General features: G+C 63.6%; 14 protein-coding genes. 6 read left to right on the forward strand and 8 right to left on the reverse strand.

Translation table 11 applies throughout. The annotated features are described in order from the left end of the window. Positions 1-696 precede the first annotated feature (696 nt). Positions 697-2877 carry a TonB-dependent siderophore receptor gene (locus tag C2L66_RS17050; RefSeq protein ID WP_060604383.1) on the forward strand — a complete coding sequence of 727 codons (2181 nt, stop codon included), beginning with the start codon at positions 697-699 and terminating at the stop codon, positions 2875-2877. A gap of 403 nt (positions 2878-3280) precedes the next feature. Continuing rightward, entirely contained in the window at positions 3281-3580 is a 300-nt protein-coding gene (locus tag C2L66_RS17055) for a DUF4148 domain-containing protein (protein ID WP_060604382.1), read from the forward strand. Positions 3581-3610: 30 nt separating this feature from the next. Here C2L66_RS17055 and C2L66_RS17060 read toward each other — a convergent pair whose 3' ends face one another. The 4 genes from C2L66_RS17060 to C2L66_RS17075 form a co-directional block, all read right to left on the reverse strand. Beyond that, positions 3611-4345 carry a hypothetical protein gene (locus tag C2L66_RS17060; RefSeq protein ID WP_060604381.1) on the reverse strand — a complete coding sequence of 245 codons (735 nt, stop codon included), beginning with the start codon at positions 4343-4345 and terminating at the stop codon, positions 3611-3613. 22 nt (positions 4346-4367) lie between these two features. Continuing rightward, complete coding sequence (locus C2L66_RS17065) at positions 4368-6887, reverse strand: TonB-dependent siderophore receptor (RefSeq protein ID WP_060604380.1); 2520 nt, start codon at positions 6885-6887, stop codon at positions 4368-4370. A 92-nt stretch (positions 6888-6979) separates the two neighbouring features. Continuing rightward, entirely contained in the window at positions 6980-7963 is a 984-nt protein-coding gene (locus C2L66_RS17070) for a FecR domain-containing protein (RefSeq protein WP_060604379.1), read from the reverse strand. 4 nt (positions 7964-7967) lie between these two features. Further along, entirely contained in the window at positions 7968-8480 is a 513-nt protein-coding gene (locus tag C2L66_RS17075) for a sigma-70 family RNA polymerase sigma factor (protein ID WP_060604377.1), read from the reverse strand. Between the two features lie 398 nt (positions 8481-8878). Here C2L66_RS17075 and C2L66_RS17080 point away from each other — a divergent pair, with 398 nt between their 5' ends. After that, positions 8879-12226, forward strand: coding sequence for a DNA-binding protein (locus tag C2L66_RS17080; protein ID WP_060606991.1), 3348 nt, complete (start codon positions 8879-8881; stop codon positions 12224-12226). Positions 12227-12401: 175 nt separating this feature from the next. On the opposite strand, the gene C2L66_RS17085 is transcribed toward C2L66_RS17080, so the two are convergent. Further along, entirely contained in the window at positions 12402-12827 is a 426-nt protein-coding gene (locus tag C2L66_RS17085) for a VOC family protein (RefSeq protein ID WP_054933131.1), read from the reverse strand. Positions 12828-12929: 102 nt separating this feature from the next. On the opposite strand from C2L66_RS17085, the gene C2L66_RS17090 reads away from it, so the two are divergent. Next, positions 12930-13805 (forward strand): LysR family transcriptional regulator, encoded by an 876-nt coding sequence (locus C2L66_RS17090; RefSeq protein ID WP_054933082.1) that lies wholly within the window; start codon positions 12930-12932, stop codon positions 13803-13805. Positions 13806-13986: 181 nt separating this feature from the next. Here C2L66_RS17090 and C2L66_RS17095 read toward each other — a convergent pair whose 3' ends face one another. The 3 genes from C2L66_RS17095 to C2L66_RS17105 form a co-directional block, all read right to left on the reverse strand. Next, positions 13987-15300 (reverse strand): cation:proton antiporter, encoded by a 1314-nt coding sequence (locus tag C2L66_RS17095; protein ID WP_054933130.1) that lies wholly within the window; start codon positions 15298-15300, stop codon positions 13987-13989. 321 nt (positions 15301-15621) lie between these two features. Next, positions 15622-16113 (reverse strand): SRPBCC family protein, encoded by a 492-nt coding sequence (locus C2L66_RS17100; protein WP_060604374.1) that lies wholly within the window; start codon positions 16111-16113, stop codon positions 15622-15624. Next, positions 16085-16453, reverse strand: a complete 369-nt coding sequence (locus tag C2L66_RS17105) for an ArsR/SmtB family transcription factor (protein ID WP_060604370.1) — start codon at positions 16451-16453, stop codon at positions 16085-16087. Before C2L66_RS17105 ends, C2L66_RS17100 begins: the two co-directional genes overlap by 29 nt. Before the next feature lie 372 nt (positions 16454-16825). On the opposite strand from C2L66_RS17105, the gene C2L66_RS17110 reads away from it, so the two are divergent. Both C2L66_RS17110 and C2L66_RS17115 read left to right on the forward strand, forming a co-directional pair. Next, positions 16826-17281 carry a hypothetical protein gene (locus C2L66_RS17110; RefSeq protein ID WP_060604367.1) on the forward strand — a complete coding sequence of 152 codons (456 nt, stop codon included), beginning with the start codon at positions 16826-16828 and terminating at the stop codon, positions 17279-17281. Between the two features lie 182 nt (positions 17282-17463). Further along, positions 17464-18222: a YoaK family protein gene (locus tag C2L66_RS17115; protein WP_060606990.1), complete on the forward strand. Its 759-nt coding sequence runs from the start codon at positions 17464-17466 to the stop codon at positions 18220-18222. The last annotated feature ends 6 nt before the right edge of the window (positions 18223-18228 follow it).

Genomic DNA, 18228 nt, shown 5'->3' on the forward strand with positions numbered 1-18228 from the left:
ATGTGATCCGGGAATAAAGGTGTCAGTTGCCTTGGCGAGTGTGGAAGGGCGTGCGCGAGTTTTTTGCGTTTCCCGGTCCGGGCGTCACCCGGCGTTCGACAACCACGCCACAAGTCGAACCATGCCGATAACCGCACCGGCGCCCACGATAGTGAATCCGGCAGCGCGGCGGATATATCGTCCGGCGCTGCCGCATCGCCGGTCAGCATGCGTATTCCTGCCGTTGAACCAGACGTTCATCATTTCGCTCCCTGTGTCCCCATCTACGGGTCTGGACATACATCGCCCGACTGTCGCGGGCGCACTGACACGACAAGCCATAACAGTTTGTACTCCGAACAATGCCGCACGGCCGATGGTGACGAAAACACGGTGCCCCCATCGGATGTCAGGTGTCGCAGGGTGTGCTGGAAGTGACAAACGCGCACGTCGCTCCACTATGCCACATATTTTCCGTAAATGCGAATGACTCGCATTTGATAGATTGGGTAAGAAACGTGGCTTACCTGCTCGAGAGCCGCCACCAGCGGGCGTAAGCGCCAACGCTGCGCGCGAAAAACACTGTGGTGCGGCGACGACTATGTGTCCTGGCAGGGCAAATTCAATTGCAATTGCGAATCGTTGTCATTACCATTCACCCGAAATTTCGCCACCGTTTACATCAGGTGTTTCGTAACCCGCCTGCCATAACAACGAATGAAGATTCTGAAGTCTGACCACCACGCGCTGTCTACTCACCGTATTTCCCGTTACCAGCCGGTACTCGGCGCAGCGCTGCTCATCAGCGTCGGGATTGCGCTATCCGCTGCATCGTCGCGCGTTCACGCGGAGGACGCCGTTGCCGCAGACGCGACGCTGCCAACCGTCAGTGTCAAGGCGTCGGCGGATAGCGATGGGGCGCAGCCCGACAAGATCAGTGCTGGCGCGCTCGGCACGCTCAAGCAGGTCGACACGCCTTTTTCGACGCACGTCGTGACGAGCGAAGAGGCGCAGGATCGGTTCGCCAACACGGCCAACGACCTGTTCCAGTACGACCCCGCCGTGTCGATCACGAGCACCAACGCCATCGGCGAAAACTCGATGTTCAACGTGCGCGGCCTGCCGATCGACACGCTCAACAGCATCAAGGTCGATGGTCAGAGCTTTCCGTCGTGGGATGCCGATCTCGCGCTTGAGCCGTTCGAGCAGGTGGAACTGCTCAAAGGGCTGTCCGGCTTCATGTACGGATTTGGCTCGCCGGGCGGTATCGTCAATTACGTCCTGAAACGTCCGACCGACACGCCGTATCGCAGCTTTTCGGTGGGGTATCAGTCGGCGGGTGTGTTCAGCGAGAAGCTCGACGTCGGCGGCCGCTTCGGCACGGATGACCGCTTCGGTTACCGCTTCAACCTCGTCAACGAAGAAGGCAATACGGCCGAGGCGAACGGTCATCTGCGACGCCAGGTGGCGTCGGCGGCTCTGGACTTCCGCATTACGCCGGACCTGACCTGGTCGGTCGACGCGTTCTACACGAAGCGTAAGCAGGAAGGCACGATCTTCGGCCTGATGTTCGGCTCGGACGCAGGCGGCATTCCTGACGCGAGCAAGGTGACGCACGACCTGTCGCAGCCGCAGAACTACTACCAGGTCGAGATGGCTTCGTTCGGAACGGGTCTCGACTACCGTCTCTCGGAGAACTGGCACGCGAGCGTGAAGTACCGCTTCGCGAAGGAAAACCGCACGAACTCGGACAGTCTGCTGTACGTGTACGACACAGCCGGCAACTACTCCAACACGCTGTATGCGGCGATGACGCGATACTTCTATCAGAACGTCGATGCGATGGTGGAAGGCAAGTTCAACACGGGCAGCGTCAAGCACGATGTCGTGTTCGGTGCAGGATACCAATCGCAAGTCACCGAGTACGACAACAGCGAAGGCTGGAACGACGGGTATAGTCTCGGCGTCGGTAACATCTATAGCAGCACGTTCCTGACCAATGCGGACGTGCATATCGGCGAGAACCTCTACAGGCAGTCCCGCACGACACAGGCCGCGCTCTATGCGAGCGACACCGTGCAGTTCACGCCGCGCATTTCGGCGCTGCTCGGCTTGCGCTATACGCAGTTCCATCAGTTCACCTACGACCCGACGGGCGCGACCACGGCGAACTACAGCGCGTCGCCCGTGACGCCGACTGTGGCGTTGATGTACAAGACGGACCCGTATTCGACGCTCTATGTCAGCTATGTCCAGTCGCTCGAGCAAGGCGGTTCGGCTGCGAACACCAACCTCAACTACCCGGCGACATTTGGTCCGCTGCGCAGCAAGCAGTACGAAGTGGGCTTCAAGACGGATCGCAGCAAGTGGGGCGCGAATCTGGCGCTGTTCCGCGTCGATCAGGGCTACAACTACACGAACTCCGCCAACATTTTCGTTCAGGACGGCACCAAGCGTTATACGGGCGTCGACGCGAGCGGCTGGCTTCAGCTTGCCAGCGACTGGCGCGTGATGGGCGGCGTGATGTGGCTCGATACCAAGGCCGTCGATATCGACGATCCGACCATCGAAGGCAAGCGCATCTATGGCGCGCCGCGATGGACGGTGACGGGCCGTGTCGAATACAACCCGTCGTACATGCGTCGCCTTACGCTGGCATTCGGCGGCCGCTATGTCAGCGATATGGCCGTGGACGCCGCCAACACGCAATTCGTGCCGGCATATACCGTGTTCGATCTGAGCGGCAAGTATGAAACGCGTATTGCGGGGAAGGAAGTGACGTTCCGCGCGGGTATCAACAACCTCTTGAATCGCCGTTACTGGACGACTGCGTGGGGCTACTACGTTAGCCCGTCCGCGACGCGCACGGCAGTGGCTAGCGCGACGATGCAGTTCTAGGCAGGCCGCCGCGATAATCAGCGATACGAAAGCGCCGGGCACACTGTTTCGTGTGCCTGCCGCTTCTGACACTATTGCTTCTGATGCGTCCGACGCATCTGACAGCACGCCACCAATCTATCTTGTCCGAACGTCAATCGACCGATTGACGCTTCGTATACAGCCGAACGTCCGTCACTGACCGACACCTTAGTCAGCTTCAACCGGGTGGCCTTCCTTGCAGATAACAAATTGGTAATCGAGCGGCCAGACTATGGTCATTCGCGCTCGCCAATAATCTAATCGTCGCAAACCTGATGCCCAACGGTTGAAATCGCCGCGAGCGAATAAGGAACCGTTAAGTCTTTTGGGCCTAATCTGAACGGGCATCTTTTGAACCCGCTCATCAAGGAAGGAGAGTTCGATGAAAACCTCAATCACCATCGCGATGCTGACCGGCGTGCTGTTAATGCCCGCAATCTCGTATGCGAAAATCGATTCGAATGCAGCTACAACCCGCGCCGAAGTGAAGGCGCAAATTGTGCAAGCCGGGGAAGACGGCACGCTGCATCAATCGAAGGTGCACTATCCCGACTACGACGCGAACGCGTCCACCGCTGCGCCCCAATCAGCAAGCGACTACGGAACGATACCGTTGAATTTTTCGCAGTCGGGATCGCCGGCGAAAGGCATGAGCGATAGCAAGCTGTTCGAACACCACTGATAGAACAGCGAGCAGCCGGGCGGTGCATGTCTAACGTTTGATGGCCCAGTCTATTGCGGCATCGAACAATTGCTGGCCCGACTGCGAGAGGTTCGCGAAGCTGTCGTTGCTCATGAAGAACATCACGCGCCGGGCAGGCGCGAGCGTTTCGTAGTCCATTGTCGCTCCCGTTTCGTAGGCAAAAATTGCAGCCTTCTCGGGCTGACCATAGACGCTCGCGATAATGGATGCGCCGAGGCCCGGCTTGCCCCAACTCATCGCCGCCTGCTTTCCATACACATTGACGACGCCCGCCGGTAAACCCGCAGCAATCGGATGTGGCGCATTCACGAGCCACAAGTAACGCTCTTTTTCTGTCTCGCCGAAATCGACATCATGGCGCTTGCCGCTCATCCCGAGATCGTCGAGCAGATCGTTTTCCCAGGTGACGAGCGGCACGGGTAGCGTGCGCCACCCCGGCAATACATCCTTCGACGACACCGTCGACGAGATGACGATCAGACTCGCGTCGCGCGCGAGTTCGGGGCGGTAATCCTGATCGACGAGTTGAACGGCATAGCCGCGTGCGTCGAGATGCGCGGCGATGCGCTGATCAGTGGCAACGTTGGGGCCGTGCAGTTGCACGACCATCACGATACTTTTCTGCGTGCCCTGGTTATTGGCGCGGGCGACCGACGGTAACAGTGCGGCAGCCGCGAAACCGAGCAGCGAAGAAAGCGCGTGACGTCGCGTGTGATCGATCGTGGCCGTTCGATTGCGTTTCATGGCGAGTTCCTCGTGGCCGGGTTCAGAATTCGAGCGTCGACAGAAGCGACACCTGCCGCGCATCGCCGACCGCCACGAAATAGCGATTCGCGCTGGACGGGTAATACGTCTTGTTGAAGAGGTTCTTCACATTCAACTGGAACGACACATTGTGTCCGCCCCATTTCGTGTTGTAGTTCGCGAACGCATCGGCGACGGTATAGGCGGGCAGAGTGAAGCTGTTGGCGGAATCGCCGGGCCGCTCGCCGACATAGTGCGCGCCCGCGCCGACGCGCAACTGATCGCCGCCGAAGATCGCGCCGAAATCGTAGACGGCAGCGAGCGACGCCGTATGCTGCGCGACATTCCATAGCCGGTTGCCCGCATACAGCGGGTCTTGCGTGGTCTTCGCGTCGATGTACGCGTAGCTCGCAATGACGCTCCAGCGTTGGCCGATCTGCCCGGCGACATCGAGCTCGACGCCGCGCGAGCGTGCCTTGCCTGAGGTTCGCCAGTCGGTTTGTTTGGTCGTGTCGTTGTACTGCGACACCAGCACGTTCGACTTGTCGATGTTGAATAACGCGAGCGTGCCCGTCAGGCCGGCGGGCATCGCCACTTTCGCCCCGACTTCCCACGAGGTCGCTTCTTCGGGCAGCACCGACGAGTCGATCACCACGCCCGTACTGAGCGGTGCGATCGTCGACGTCGGCTTGAGCGACTGCGTGTAGCTGCCGTACAGCGAGACGTAATCGGTCCACTTGTAGACGAGCCCCGCGCGCGGCAGCCATTTGGTGCCGTTCAGATCGGTGTTCACATGGAACGGTCGGCCGCGTCCCGCGACCTGGTTGTACGACAGAAAGCGTGCGCCGCCGACGAGTATCCATTTGTCGGTCAGATGCAGACTGTCCTGAAAGAACACGGACGCGTCGTGCAACGTATCGGTCTGGTCGCTGTCGCTGGCGGATACGGTGGTCGACGGGCTTTCGAGGCCATAGACAGGGTGCAGATAGTTGAACGTGTACTTCGTCGCCTGCCGCAACAGGTCCTTGCGATAGATGCGACGGTATTCGTCGTCGACACCCACCTGCAGGTCGTTGCGCAAACCCGCCACCGTGAAATGTCCATCTATATAGGCGATCGTGTAGCTGTCGGTGCTGAGCGCACCGTGCGTCGCGTCGTTGCTGCGCGAGAGCACGCCCGTCGTGCTGTTGACACCTTGCACGCGCAACTGGCCGGCGTCGTACGTTTCGCGGTTGTAGCTGTAGCCGAAATGCGCCTTCCAGTTTGCATCGATCTGATGATCGACGGTCAGTTGCGCGAGATGCGACTCGCCGTCCATTTCATTGAACGGCTCGTCGAGCCGCTCGCGCGCGGGGATGGCCAGCGGCTCGTTGGTCTTTGGATCGAGAGCGGTTCCGCGATCGAACGGATAGAGGAACTTGCGATACTCGTACGACAGTACCACCTGTGTATCGCGTCCGTACCAGGCCAGCGAAGGCGCGACGAGCGTCTCGCGATGTTCGCCAAAGTTGCGCCAGTATTGTTCGTCGATCTGATCGACGACGAGACGGTATGCAAGGCCCGAATCGCCGATTGGCCCGGTCAGATCGAGCGTGCCGTCCGCGCCGTTGCGGCCGTGGCCGTAGGTCGAACCGAGCGCCGAGACGGCGTGATAAGGCGTGAGCAACGGCTGCTTGCTCACCACGTTGACGACGCCGCCCGGGTCCATGATGCCGTAGAGCAGCGATGACGGTCCCTTGAGCACTTCGACGCTGTCGGCTGCGGCGTTGAGACCTCGGCCCTGCACGAGCGGCATGCCGTTGTGCATGATCGAGCCGTCGCGGTTGCCGCCGAAGCCGCGTTTGAGCAGCGTGTCCTGCGTGCCCGCCAGCGTGTTGCCCTGGACGATGCCGCTGACGTTGGCGAGTGCGTCGTCGAGATTGCGCGGGCGCTGATCGCGCAGCACTTGTTGGGGCACGATATTGATGGCCTGCGGCGTATCGATGACAGGAATGTCGGAGCGCGTGACATTCGCCTCGGGAGGCGGCCGGTAACTGCCGGCGCGAATGCCTGTCGCCGCGACCTTGACGGTGGGCAACACGGCGCTGTCGTCGAGCTCGACATTGCTTGCATCTTCGACCAGCGTGTAGCTGCCGTTGGTCTGCTGGACGGACGACAGCCCCGTGCCGCGCAGCAGACGCGCAAGCCCCTGCTGCGTATCGTAGTCGCCATGCAGGCCCGCGCTATGACGGTTCGCGGTGAGCGCGCTCGGATACGACAGCATGATTCGCGCTTGCTGGCCATACTGGCTGAGCGCGTTTTCGAGCGGCCCGGCGGCGATGTCGAAAGACTTGCGCGGCGCGGCCTGGGCCGTCTGCGTTGCATCGGCGGCGGACGAGGCGGAAGTAGCGGCGGCAGCGGCGGCAACGGCGGCAACGGCGTGAGACGCAATGCCCGCGAAGATCGTTGCCGTCGCGATACCGATGATGTGCCGCCCGTGATACCCGCGGCGACGTGACTCAAATTCGGCGGTATTGGCGCAGGCTCTTGCAGAAAGTCCCATGTTTTACGAAGCTCGACGAGGTAGATGATCTGGTGTTCTCATCTGCCTTGTCCCGCGAGAATCGAAAACAGCTCAATAGCGACGAAAATTGTTTAACTCGCTGGCTTCACCGTCACCCAATAGCGCGTGACGTACGCCACCTCGACAGGCAGCGTGGTCGCAAGCGTCTTCAGCACGCGGTCCGTGTCCGATAGCGGAAAGGTGCCCGACAGACGGAAATCCGCGATCGAAGGATCGCAGCGCAGGTAGCCGTCCCGGTAGCGCCCGAGTTCCGACAGGAAGTCGCCCAGACGCATGTTGCTCGCCACCAGCATGCCTTGTGTCCATGCGGCCGTATCGGCGCTCGCCGCTTCGATCGGCATGATTTGCGTGGCGCTGAAGCGCATGCGCTCGCCTGCATGCACGACCTTCGACGCGCCCGGCGCGCGCGCCGGTTCGACTTTGACCGCGCCTTCGAAGACATCGAGCCGCGTCATCGACGGCTCCTGTCTGAGCGAGAAGCGCGTGCCGAGCGGTATCGAGACACCTTGTGCCGTCTGCGCGACAAACGGACGAGGCGCGGGACCGTCGTCATGTCCCGTGACGACCATGATTTCGCCGCGCAGCAGAACGATGCGGCGCTCCGTGTCCGAGAAGCGGACGTCGACGGCGCTCGCGGTATCGAGCATGAGCCGCGTACCGTCAGCGAGCGTCACATTGCGCTGCTCGCCCGTGCCCGTGCGCAGATCCGCGCTCCAGCCGCGCCACGCAATCTGATCGCGGGCAAGCCAGGCTGTCCCGCCCGCAAAGAAGAGCAGCACGAGCGTCTTGACGCCGGCGCGCCGTGCGGGCGAACGCGGACGCGTCAACGCGGCGCGCGCGGCACTTGCAGCCGGGCTTTCATTGAGCGTCTGAAGACGTTGGCTCACCGACTGGATGTGCCGCCAGGCGCGATCGTGATCGGCGTGTTCGGCACGCCAGCATTCGAACGCGCGTCGTTGCGAGTCGGTGATGTCGCCGGACTGCAGATCGAGCCACCATTCGACCGCGCGGCGCGCGACATCGGGAGCGATGCCAGGAGGCGTGCCGATACTCACGCATTCACTCCAGTGTCATCGCGAAGAAGCATTGCGCGGCCGCTTTCATCAGATAGCGCTTCACCGTCGCGAGGGAAATCCGCAGCGTGGCGGCAATTTCCGTCTGCGTCGCGCCGTCCAGTTGCGCCATCAGGAATGCGCGTTTGACGGCTACGGGCAGCCCGTCGAGCAACGCGTCGATCTCGCACAATGTTTCGAGCAGCACGGCACGTTCTTCAGGCGACGGCGCGAGCGGCTCCGGCACCCGTGCGAGCGCTTCGAGATAGGCACGCTCGATCTGCTCACGTCGCCAGTGATTCGCGAGGACGCGTTGCGCGACCGTCGTGAGGAAGGCGCGCGGTTCAAGCAGTTCAAGCGGCTCGTCGCGCGCGAGCAGGCGCATGAAGGTGTCGTGCGCAAGGTCGGCCGCCCGATGCGCGCATCCCAGCTTGCGCCGCAACCACGTATGAAGCCAGCCATGATGGGCGACGTAGAGGTCTTCGACCTCGAGACGCAACGAGAGATTGTCTGCCGGCATGCGCGGTCTTCCGGACGAGCCCGGTAAGCAAAAATGAAGTTACTAAATGAGAATTATTCGTATTGTCGCACAGGGGAAAGCGATCTTGCACGCGATCAAATTTCCCGCGCGCGCTTCGCCTGCCGGCGGGGATGGCGCGCGGGCATACGCCCCGCGGCTGCGTCGAACGCCCGTTGCGCGCCGCCGTACGGGTTCTGACGACCGCCGCAGCAAGGCCATCGCCCGTCCCGCCGATGCCTGCTGTCAAAATCACGGCTCGGCGGGCCGGGCGTCTGCATCGTCCGTCAAATGCTTGCTGGATGAGCATTGGCACGTTTCTTCCGTCGCGGAGGCCGCCGATCGTAGTAACGTATCGAAAATTTTGTCTTTCGCCTGGCAAGTTGATTCTCGAGGCGCATATGTCCACCGACACCGACACCACCATGACTGATGAGCAGGTCGCAGCCATTGCAGACCGCATGACCGAAGAAGGCCGTCTGGTTTCCCCCGTCACGATCTGGGCGGAGGTTCGCAGCGGTTCGATCGTCGCCGTCGCCGCCGCGCTGCAACGCTGGCGCGAGACGCGCGAGCCGCAGCCGCCGGCACCGGAAACGCAGGCGCAAAAGGCGTTGCCGGGCGAACTGGCGGAAACCGTGATGGAAGCCGCGCGCCGCATCTGGACCGCTTCGCAGGACGACGCCGGACGGCTGCTCAGCGAAGGCCTGGGCGCGGCGAGCCAGCAGCTCGATGTCGTGCGCAGGGAGCGTGACGAGGCGCTTGCCGCGTATCAGCAGACGGGCGAAGAAGCCGCGACGGGGCGCGAGCGGCTGGACAGGCTGCGCCACGACCTCCAGGCGTTGCAGGAGTCTGCCGCGCAGGTTCGCGCAGACTTCGAAACAGTGAGCGCGCGCGCACAAGCCGCCGAGGCGAACGTCCAGAACCTGACCGAGCGCGCATCGGCGGATGAAGCGAAGCTCACGGCGATCCAGAACGCACTGGAGGATCAGCACCGGGCAAACGAATGGCTCGCCGCGACGGTTTCGGGCAAGAACGAAGAGATCGCGCGGCTTGGGCGCGAGCGCGACGACGCGCGCCGGCAGATCGCGACCCTGGACGAGGCTTGCCAGGCGAAGTCGGAAGAGGCTGAGCGCGCGTCTCAGGAAGCGGCTGCGGCAGTGGAGCGCGCCGACGCAGCGGCGGCGCAGGCGAACGAGAGCACGGCGCGGCTCGCATCGGTCGAGGCGGAGTTGAGCGAGACCCGCAACGCGCTTGCGGCGGAACGCGACGCCGCGCTCGAACATGCCGCCGACCTTGCCGAGCAGCGTGCCCAACTGGAGCGCGTCGCACGCGAACTGGACGAATCCCGAGCGCAGATCGGCGCGCTGACCGACGCGCACGCGCTGGCGGCAGCCGAACTGGCGCGCGCGACGCAGGACGCCTCTGCCGCGACCGAACGTGCCGACGCGGCGGAGCAGCGCGCAGCGCAACTGGACCAGAGCCTGACAGTCGAACGCGAGGCCACGGCGGCGCAGCGCGAAGAGTTGCAGCGCGTCTCCCGCGAACTGGAAGAAACACGCACGCGCGCCGATATGCTGAGCGACGCGCAGACGGCTGCGAACGCCGAACTGGCGCGGGTTTCGCAAGAAGGCTTCGCCGCGAAAGAACGTGCCGACGCAGCGGAGCAGCGCGCGTCGCAACTCGAGCAGAGCCTGACGGTCGAGCGCGAGACGACGGCGGCGCAGAGCGACGAGCTTCAGCGTGCCAGGGCCGAACTGGAAGAAGCCCGCACGCAGATCAACGCGCTGAACGAGGCGCACACGGCCGCGAGCGCCGAACTGGCGCGGGTCACCGAAGAGGCATCGTCCGCAAGGCAACGCGCGGAGTCGGCAGGACAGCGAGCGGCGGAACTGGAGCAGAGCCTGGCGGCGGAGCGCGAGGCCACGGCGGCGCAAAGCGACGAACGGCAGCGTGTCGCGCGCGAACTGGACGAAGCGCGCTCACGGATCGACGCGTTGTCACAAGACTCGACCGCCGCGAAGCAAAGGGCCGAAACCGCCGAGCAGCGCGCAACCGAACTGGAGCAGAACCTCGCGAGCGAGCGGGAAGCATCGGCGGCGCGCAGCAACGAATTGCAGCGCGTCACGCAGGAACTCGAAGCAGCGCAAACCCAGATCGCTACGCTGACCGAGTCGCAAACGGCGGCGAACGCTGAACTGGCGAGCGCCAGGCAGGAAGCCGAGGCCACGAAGCAGCGGGCCGAAGCCGCCGAACAGCGCGCCGTCCAGCTAGACGAAAGTCTCGCCGTCGCGCGCGAAGCAGCCGTGGCGCGTAACAGCGAAGCATCCGCTCAGTTCGACGAATTGCAACGCGTCATGCGCGAACTCGAAGAGGCCCGCAGTCAGATCAGCGCGCTGACCGAGTCGCAAACGGCCGCGGCCGCTGAACTGGCGCAGATGACGCAAGACGCATCCGCCGAGAGGCGCCGTGCAGATGCAGCCGCGCAGCTGTCAGCCCAGCTCGGACGAGACCTCGCTGCGGAGCGCGAGGCAGCGGCGGCTCGAAGCGCCGAAGCGTCGGCTCAAGCGGGAGAGCTGCAACGCGTCACCCGCGAGCTCGACGAAGCGCGCAAGCAGATCGACGCGTTGACCGAGTCGCAAACGGAAGCAGCCGCCAAGCTGGCGCAGGTGACGCAAGACGCATCCGAGGCGGCGAACCGCGCGGAAGCGGCCGAACAAAGGCTCGCAGCGGAACGCGACGAGGCGCGCAAACACGCGGCCGCGTTGATGGATGCGCAGTCCGTTGCAAACGCCGAGCTGTCGCGGCTCACGCAAGAAGCATCCGCTGCAAAAGAAGCGGCGGACGCAGCCGGGCATCGTGCCGCGCAACTGGAACAAAGTCTCGCAGCGGAACGGGAAGCCGCCGCCGCGCGCAACAGCGAAGCGTCGTCGCAACTCGACGAAGCCCGCAAGCAGATCAGCACGCTGACCGACGCGCAAGCGTCGGCCAACGCGGAACTGGCGCGGCTCGCACAGGACGCATCGGCGGCGAAGGAACGGGCGGATGCAGCCGAGCGGCAGGCAGCGGAATCGGCGCAGCGTCTTTTGTCCGAGCGCGAGGCGGCCGCAGCGAAAAACGACAACGCGTCGTCGCAGCGCGACGAGCTGCAGCGCGTCACGCGCGAACTGGACGAAGCCCGCGCGCAGATCAGCGCGATGAGCGAATCGCAGACAGCGGCTAGCGCCGAACTGGCGCGCGCGACGCAAGACGCGTTCGACGCGAAGGAGCGCGCGGATGCAGCGGAACAGCGCGCAGCCGAACTGGCGCAAAGCCAGGCCGAGCGCCTGCGCGAGCCGGCGTCGATGAAAGGCGCGCAAGGTGCACAAGGCGGCGACGTGTCGGGCGGACCGGATGTTGCGGAAGAACTCGCGTCCTTGCAACGCCAGATCGCGGCGCAGGCCAAGGCTCACGCGAAGGCCTACAACGAGCTTCGCGCGAACGCCGAGCAATGGGTGACCTACGCGAAGGACATCAAGCAGCGGCTCGACCAGGCGAACGAAAAAATCCTCTTCATCGACGCGCGCAGCACCGGCGAAGTTGCGTTGTTGCGCAGGCTCTCGTTCGAGCTGGAGCGTCTCAAGCCCGACCACGAACTGGTGTTCAGGGAAGCGCAGAAGAAGCTGATCGGCGCGACGATGACCCAGCAACTCGCGCAGAAAGGCTATCAGTACGATCCCGCCACGGCGGTGATGTCGAAGCTGGAGGGCTGACGCGCACGACGCGCGTTCAGCCCTCGATCAGCCGTTCGAGCACAGGCTCGGCAACGTGCGTGAGGGGCGCGACGCGCGGGACGGTGTGAAGCCAGTGCAGTTCAGCATGGTGCTGCGCGAGAACTTGCCGTGAAGCGGCGCGCCTCAGGCGTCGCATTTCGCTTCACGGCGTGCGTCACTTCGCAAACAACTGACCGATATCCTTGAACGCCTTGAACTCCAGAGCGTTGCCGCACGGATCGAACAGGAACATGGTCGCCTGCTCGCCGACTTGCCCCTGAAAGCGGATATACGGCTCGATCACGAACTTCGTGCCGAACGACTTCAACCGTTCCGCAAGCGCTTCCCATTGATCCCATCCGAGCACGACGCCGAAGTGCGGCACGGGCACATCGTGACCATCGACGGGATTGCTGTGCACGCTCTCTTGCGACGCCGTCCTGGGATGCTCGTGAATCACCAGTTGATGGCCGAAGAAATTGAAGTCGACCCATTGCGCGCTGGAGCGGCCCTCTTCGAGACCGAACACGCGTCCGTAAAAGTCGCGCGCGGCGGGAAGGTCGTAGACGGGAATGGCCAGATGAAAAGGGGAAAGGCTCACGGTTTTCTCCATGTGGGGCGCTCGCAGACCGCACATGGTACGCGGCGGAATTGAAAAATATAATCAATATATAATTTCGTCAAACACAAACAGAATTTATCAATGCTCCGTGAGCTGAAAACACTGATTGCCGTTGCCCAGGAAGGCACCTTCGCCGCTGCCGGCCATCGGATCGGTCTGACCCAGGCCGCCGTCAGCGCGCAGATGCAACGGCTGGAAGCGGAAATGGGCGTTGCATTGTTCGACCGCGAAGGGCGAACGGCGCGTTTGAACGCGACCGGTCAGCAGATACTCGTGCAGGCGCAGGAAGTGGTCCGGCTTTACAACAACCTCAGTTCGACGGCAGCAGGCCCGGCGGCCACCGTGCGCGTGACGGTCGGTGCGATTGCGTCGGTGCAGCGCTCGTTGCTGCCCGATGCATTGGCGCGGTTTCACGCGCAATGCCCGGGATGCACGACGCGTGTGATTCCCGGCGTGTCGATGGAACTCGTCAATCTGGTCGATGCCGGTGAGATCGATATCGCCGCGATCATTCGCCCGCCGTTTTCGTTCCAGAGCGATCTGCGCTGGACGACGCTCGCGCAAGAGCCGTTCCGACTCATCGTGCCGCGCGGCGTGAAGGGAGCGAACTGGGCGGAACTGCTGGCGGACCAGCCGTTCATTCGCTACGACCGCGCGTCGTTCGGCGGGCGGCAAGTGGACCGTTTCCTGCGCCGCATGCACTTCACCGTGCGCGAAGTGTGCGAGCTCGACGAACTGGAAGCCATTGTCAGGCTGGTGGAAAACGGCGTCGGCGTGGCGATCGTGCCGCAGACGGCGACATATCGGCGCTGGCCCGCGCAAGTGCGCGCTGTCGATCTCGGGCATCACACGTTTCATCGCGATGTCGGCCTCGTGCATCGCGCCCCGCACCATTTGAGCGAGCCGGTGAAGGCGTTGCTGCAACTGATCGAAGCGCAGGCGCGCAAGAAGCCCTGAATGGACGATCGTTGAAACACGCTTTCTGGATCACGACGCAGGCGGCAGATTCGCCTGCAGATAGATCGACATCGGCGTTTGCAACGGAAGACCTGAAGTGTGGCCCGGTTGTAGTGACCCAGTACTGCTTCCACCGCGCGCACTGCTTCGGCAAATGGACTGTGATCGAGCACTTCCTCCGCTACGGATGATCAAGGACCGACTGCTTGCCCTGCCGCGCCGGCCGAACCACGCCGAGCCATCGTCCGAGACGCCCAAGCGTCAGCCCGTTGCACAACAGATTGAGCACCACGAAGCCCGTCGCCATGGTCGCGGCGAAGTGGCGCGTTTCGGGCGACAGCGCGGATTCGCGCGCCACGCACAACGCCAGCGTGAGCGTCACGGGGCCACGCACGCCGCCCCAGGCGATCAGAAGTTGATGCGCGCGGGGCAATGGCTTGCAGATGCCGATACGGCTCAGCAGCGGCACGCATATCGTCAGGATGCCGAACCGGCTCGCGACGGCGGCGGCCAGCGCAAGACACAATATTGCGACATCATGGAGGCGCAGCTTGTCCAGCAGATCGGGCGCGCGGGCGGAAGCGAGCAGAAAAACGGCGGCGGAGGCGAGGCCGGCCTGGTGTTCCCACAGGTGGCGAAAACGTATGAGGCTCGCCTTGGGGCGGCATGCTCTCATCAGCCAGTTGGCCGCGAGGCCCGCGCACACGACGGCGGCGACGCCGGAGACATGAAGCCAGAGTTCGGCAGCGGGATAGAGCAGGGTCGGCAATGCGAGCGACAGCGCATACTCGGAAAACGGCGGACTGCGCAGGATCTGCGAAATCCACGCGAACAACGATCCGGCGCACGCGCCGAGCGCGCATCCGCCGAGCAGCGAAGCGAGGAAGCCGAGCAGCGGATGACCGACGGCATGTGCCGTCGACGGTGCGAGAACGAGCACGCCTGTCACCGTGGTGGTGATCGCGATGGCGGCTGCATCGTTCAACAGGCTTTCGCCCTCGACGAGTTTGATCAGCCGCGCTGGCGCGCGGTTGATGCGAAACAGCGCGATCACGGTCGAAGGATCGGTCGTGCTGACGATCGCGCCGAGCAACAGACAAACGATCAGATTTTCTCCGCTGGTCAGCCAGGCGGCAAGTCCGACGGCAGCCGCCGTGGCCGCGACGGCGCCGATCGCGAGCGTGAGGACGGGCGCCAGGTCGCGCAGTAGTTGCCGCGTGTCGACCTTGAGCGCTGCCTCGAACAGAATGGGCGGAAGAAAAAGCCAGAGATACGCTTCGGGCGGGAATGACGGCGTCAGGAACGGCTCGACAGTCGACGCCGTGAAGTCTGGAAAGAAGTGCTGCAACGCCAGATAGCACAGGCCGAGAAACAGCCCTGCGCCCGTCAGTCCAAACGAATCGGAAAACTGCAGCCGGTGCGCCAGTCCATGACAAAGCGCCGTGATGAGCAGGAGGCCACCCGCGCGTATGGTGAGTTCGATTGCGATTTGCAAAGGCATGCTCCATCGGTGCGCGGCCTCGCAGGCGTAGCGCCTTCGCTATGGGGCTCGACCCGCCCAATGTCGCGGCCTGGCGGGATATGTGGGCCGCTCAGGTTTTCGGTGACAGAGGGATCCAGCTTCGTCCCGCCGTCCGCCGTGCCGTGCAGGTATGGAAAGTCAGTGTAGTGTCGCGGCTTGCGCTAGCGCAGTGATGTATATCAAAAGACGCGTCGGCACCTTTGCGCATCGTCAGTTTCTTGTCCGCCGCCATCCGGCGCGAGCCGCATCGCGCCGACCTCTTTCAGCGCGCGAAGGCCGTCCGCGCGCCGCCGCTCACGTGCGGACGAGCGTGAGCGCGAATTCGTCGAGTTGCGTGATGCACGTGTTCCAGCCGTCGAAGAAGCCGAGTTGCTCGTGCCGGTCGCGCGTCGCCACGTCGGGATGCATGACGCGCGCGATGTAGCGGCTGCCTTCGGCTTCTTGGGACATCGCGATGTCGGCGGTGAAGCCGAGCCACGGCGTGTTGGGACGCCAGCCCGCCGTGAGCATCGACGTGAACACGAGGCGCGCGTGCGGGACGACTTCGAGAAAGCAGCCCGGGTTCTCGCTCGTGCCGCCATCGGGACCTTGCATGAAGGTGTGGAAGGCGCCGCCCGGGCGGAGATCGAAAGCGCGCACTTCGGTGGTCCAGGGTTTCGGGCACCACCATTCTTTCAGCAAGTCCGGCTCGGTCCACGCGCGCCATAACGCAGCCACGGGCGCGCGCAGGACGCGCGTGATGACGAGATCGCTCGGGTCAGCGCTTTCGACGGGTTGTGTTGACATCGGCTTGCTCCTCTTGATGAAGCTGTTCGACGAATTCGACCATCCGGTCGGATCGCGCTTCCCACACGGCGCGCTGCGCGGCCAGCCATGTTTCGACTTCCGTCAGCTTCGCGGGCATCAGTTCGCAGGTGCGCTTGCGCCCGACCTTGTGCGTGCGGATCAGGCCGCTGTGCTCCAGCACGGCGACGTGTTTCATGAACGACGGCAGCGCCATGTCGAACGGCTGCGCCAGCGCCGAGACGGTCTGCGCACCGCGCCCGAGCATGCTGACGATCGCGCAACGGGTCGGATCGGCCAGCGCCTGGAATACTTCGCTGATTGCGGCATGATAGTTAGCCATAAGGCTAAGTATAGTGCAGAAATGGCGACGCTGCGAAGGGGCACGAGGCGACGGCGCGCGCCTAGGCCATCAGCAGGGTTGAGCGTCAATCGCGAGGATTCGCGCAACGGAGGCATTCGCGCTTCGGCGGTAGCGCAATCGATGGAAAGATTCAAGCGCACGTCGTCACGGCACAACGCCGAGACAGCGAAAAAGTGTGTCCCGCTGAGCGCAACGATTGCTCTGAAACCCGCTCCCGCCTTATGTGATGGGCCAGACGGCGTTTGCCAGGCGGAAATTGTTACACCTCTTACTGGAAGGAATGACCGGTGTTACGAACGCCTTTCACACCTTGGTTATACTCGCCCCGTCTCAAAAACTATTGATCAAACTATGTCGAAGCGAATCATTCAGATGGTGGCCATTGCAGCCCTGACGGCTGCGGCGTCGTTGCCGGCGATGGCCGGCGATATGAACAATGCGCTTGGCGGCGCGCTCGGCGGCGTCGCCGGTGCGGCATTGGGCGGCGCGGTGGGCGGCAGCACGGGCGCCGTGATCGGCGGCGCGGTGGGTGGCGGCGCGGGTGGCGCAGTCACGTCGAACCGCCGTGAGCGCACGGGCGCGATCATCGGCGGCGCGCTCGGCGGCGGTGCGGGCACCGCGGCGGGCAACGCGATGGGCGGGCGCGGCGGCGGTCTGGTCGGCGCGGCGCTGGGCGGCGGCGCGGGGTCGGCGCTCGGCGGCAACATCTCGCGTTCCAACTCGTACGCAGACGACTATTCGCGCGGCTCGTACGGTTCGCACAGTTCGTACAAGCGCAAGCACAAGCATCGTCACTACGACGACTGATTGGCGAGCTTACGGCCTGACGAGTTCACTGGACGGTGAACTCGCGGGCCGGACGGGCACGACGGCGCGGGGGCGAAGCGCCATGCGACAAATCATCGCAGGGCATTGTTGCCGATCAAAAACGAGATAAGCGCCGTTTGAAGGTAGGATTGTCGAAACTCCCTTCTTTTGCAGGCGTCATCGTGCCCGTTGATTATCTGCGCGGCTTTACCTCGGCCGCTCGCACTGACGCCGCCAACCGGCGGCTCGGCCTCGCGCTCGCGGGGATTGCCGGCGCGGCCAACGCGGGCGGCTTTCTGGCGATTGGCCAATACACGTCGCACATGTCCGGCATGGTGTCGTCGCTGGCCGACAGTCTTGCGCTCGGCAACCTTGCGTTCGTGCTGTCGGCGGCGAGTTCGATTTTCGCGTTTCTTGCCGGCGCGGCGAGTTCGGCCATTCTGATCAACTGGGGCCGGCGCAAAGGAACGCAGAGCGTCTACGCGATGCCGCTCGTGCTCGAAGGGCTTCTGTTGCTGTGCTTCGGCGTGCTGGGCGCGAACCTGGAGCAGCATCGTCTGCTGTTCGTGCCGGCCACCGTCACGCTGCTTTGCTACGTGATGGGCCTGCAGAACGCCATGATCACCAAGATATCGAAAGCAGAAATCCGCACGACGCACGTCACGGGGCTCGTGACGGATATCGGCATCGAAATAGGCAAGGGCTTGTACTGGAACCGGGGCGTGCCGTCGACGGAAGCGGCTTACGTCGGTGCCGACATGCGGCGGCTCGGTCTGCTCGCCTCGCTGCTCGGCATGTTTCTCGCGGGCGGGCTTGCTGGCGCGATCGCTTTCAAACAGGTCGGGTTCATCGCGACGCTGCCGCTTGCGGCGTTGTTGCTGGTGCTGGCGGCCGTGCCCGTCGCCGATGATCTGTTGAGGTATCCGCGGCGGGCGCGCTGAACTGCG

This window comes from Paraburkholderia caribensis, from assembly GCF_002902945.1.
Classification (GTDB): Bacteria; Pseudomonadota; Gammaproteobacteria; order Burkholderiales; family Burkholderiaceae; genus Paraburkholderia; species Paraburkholderia caribensis.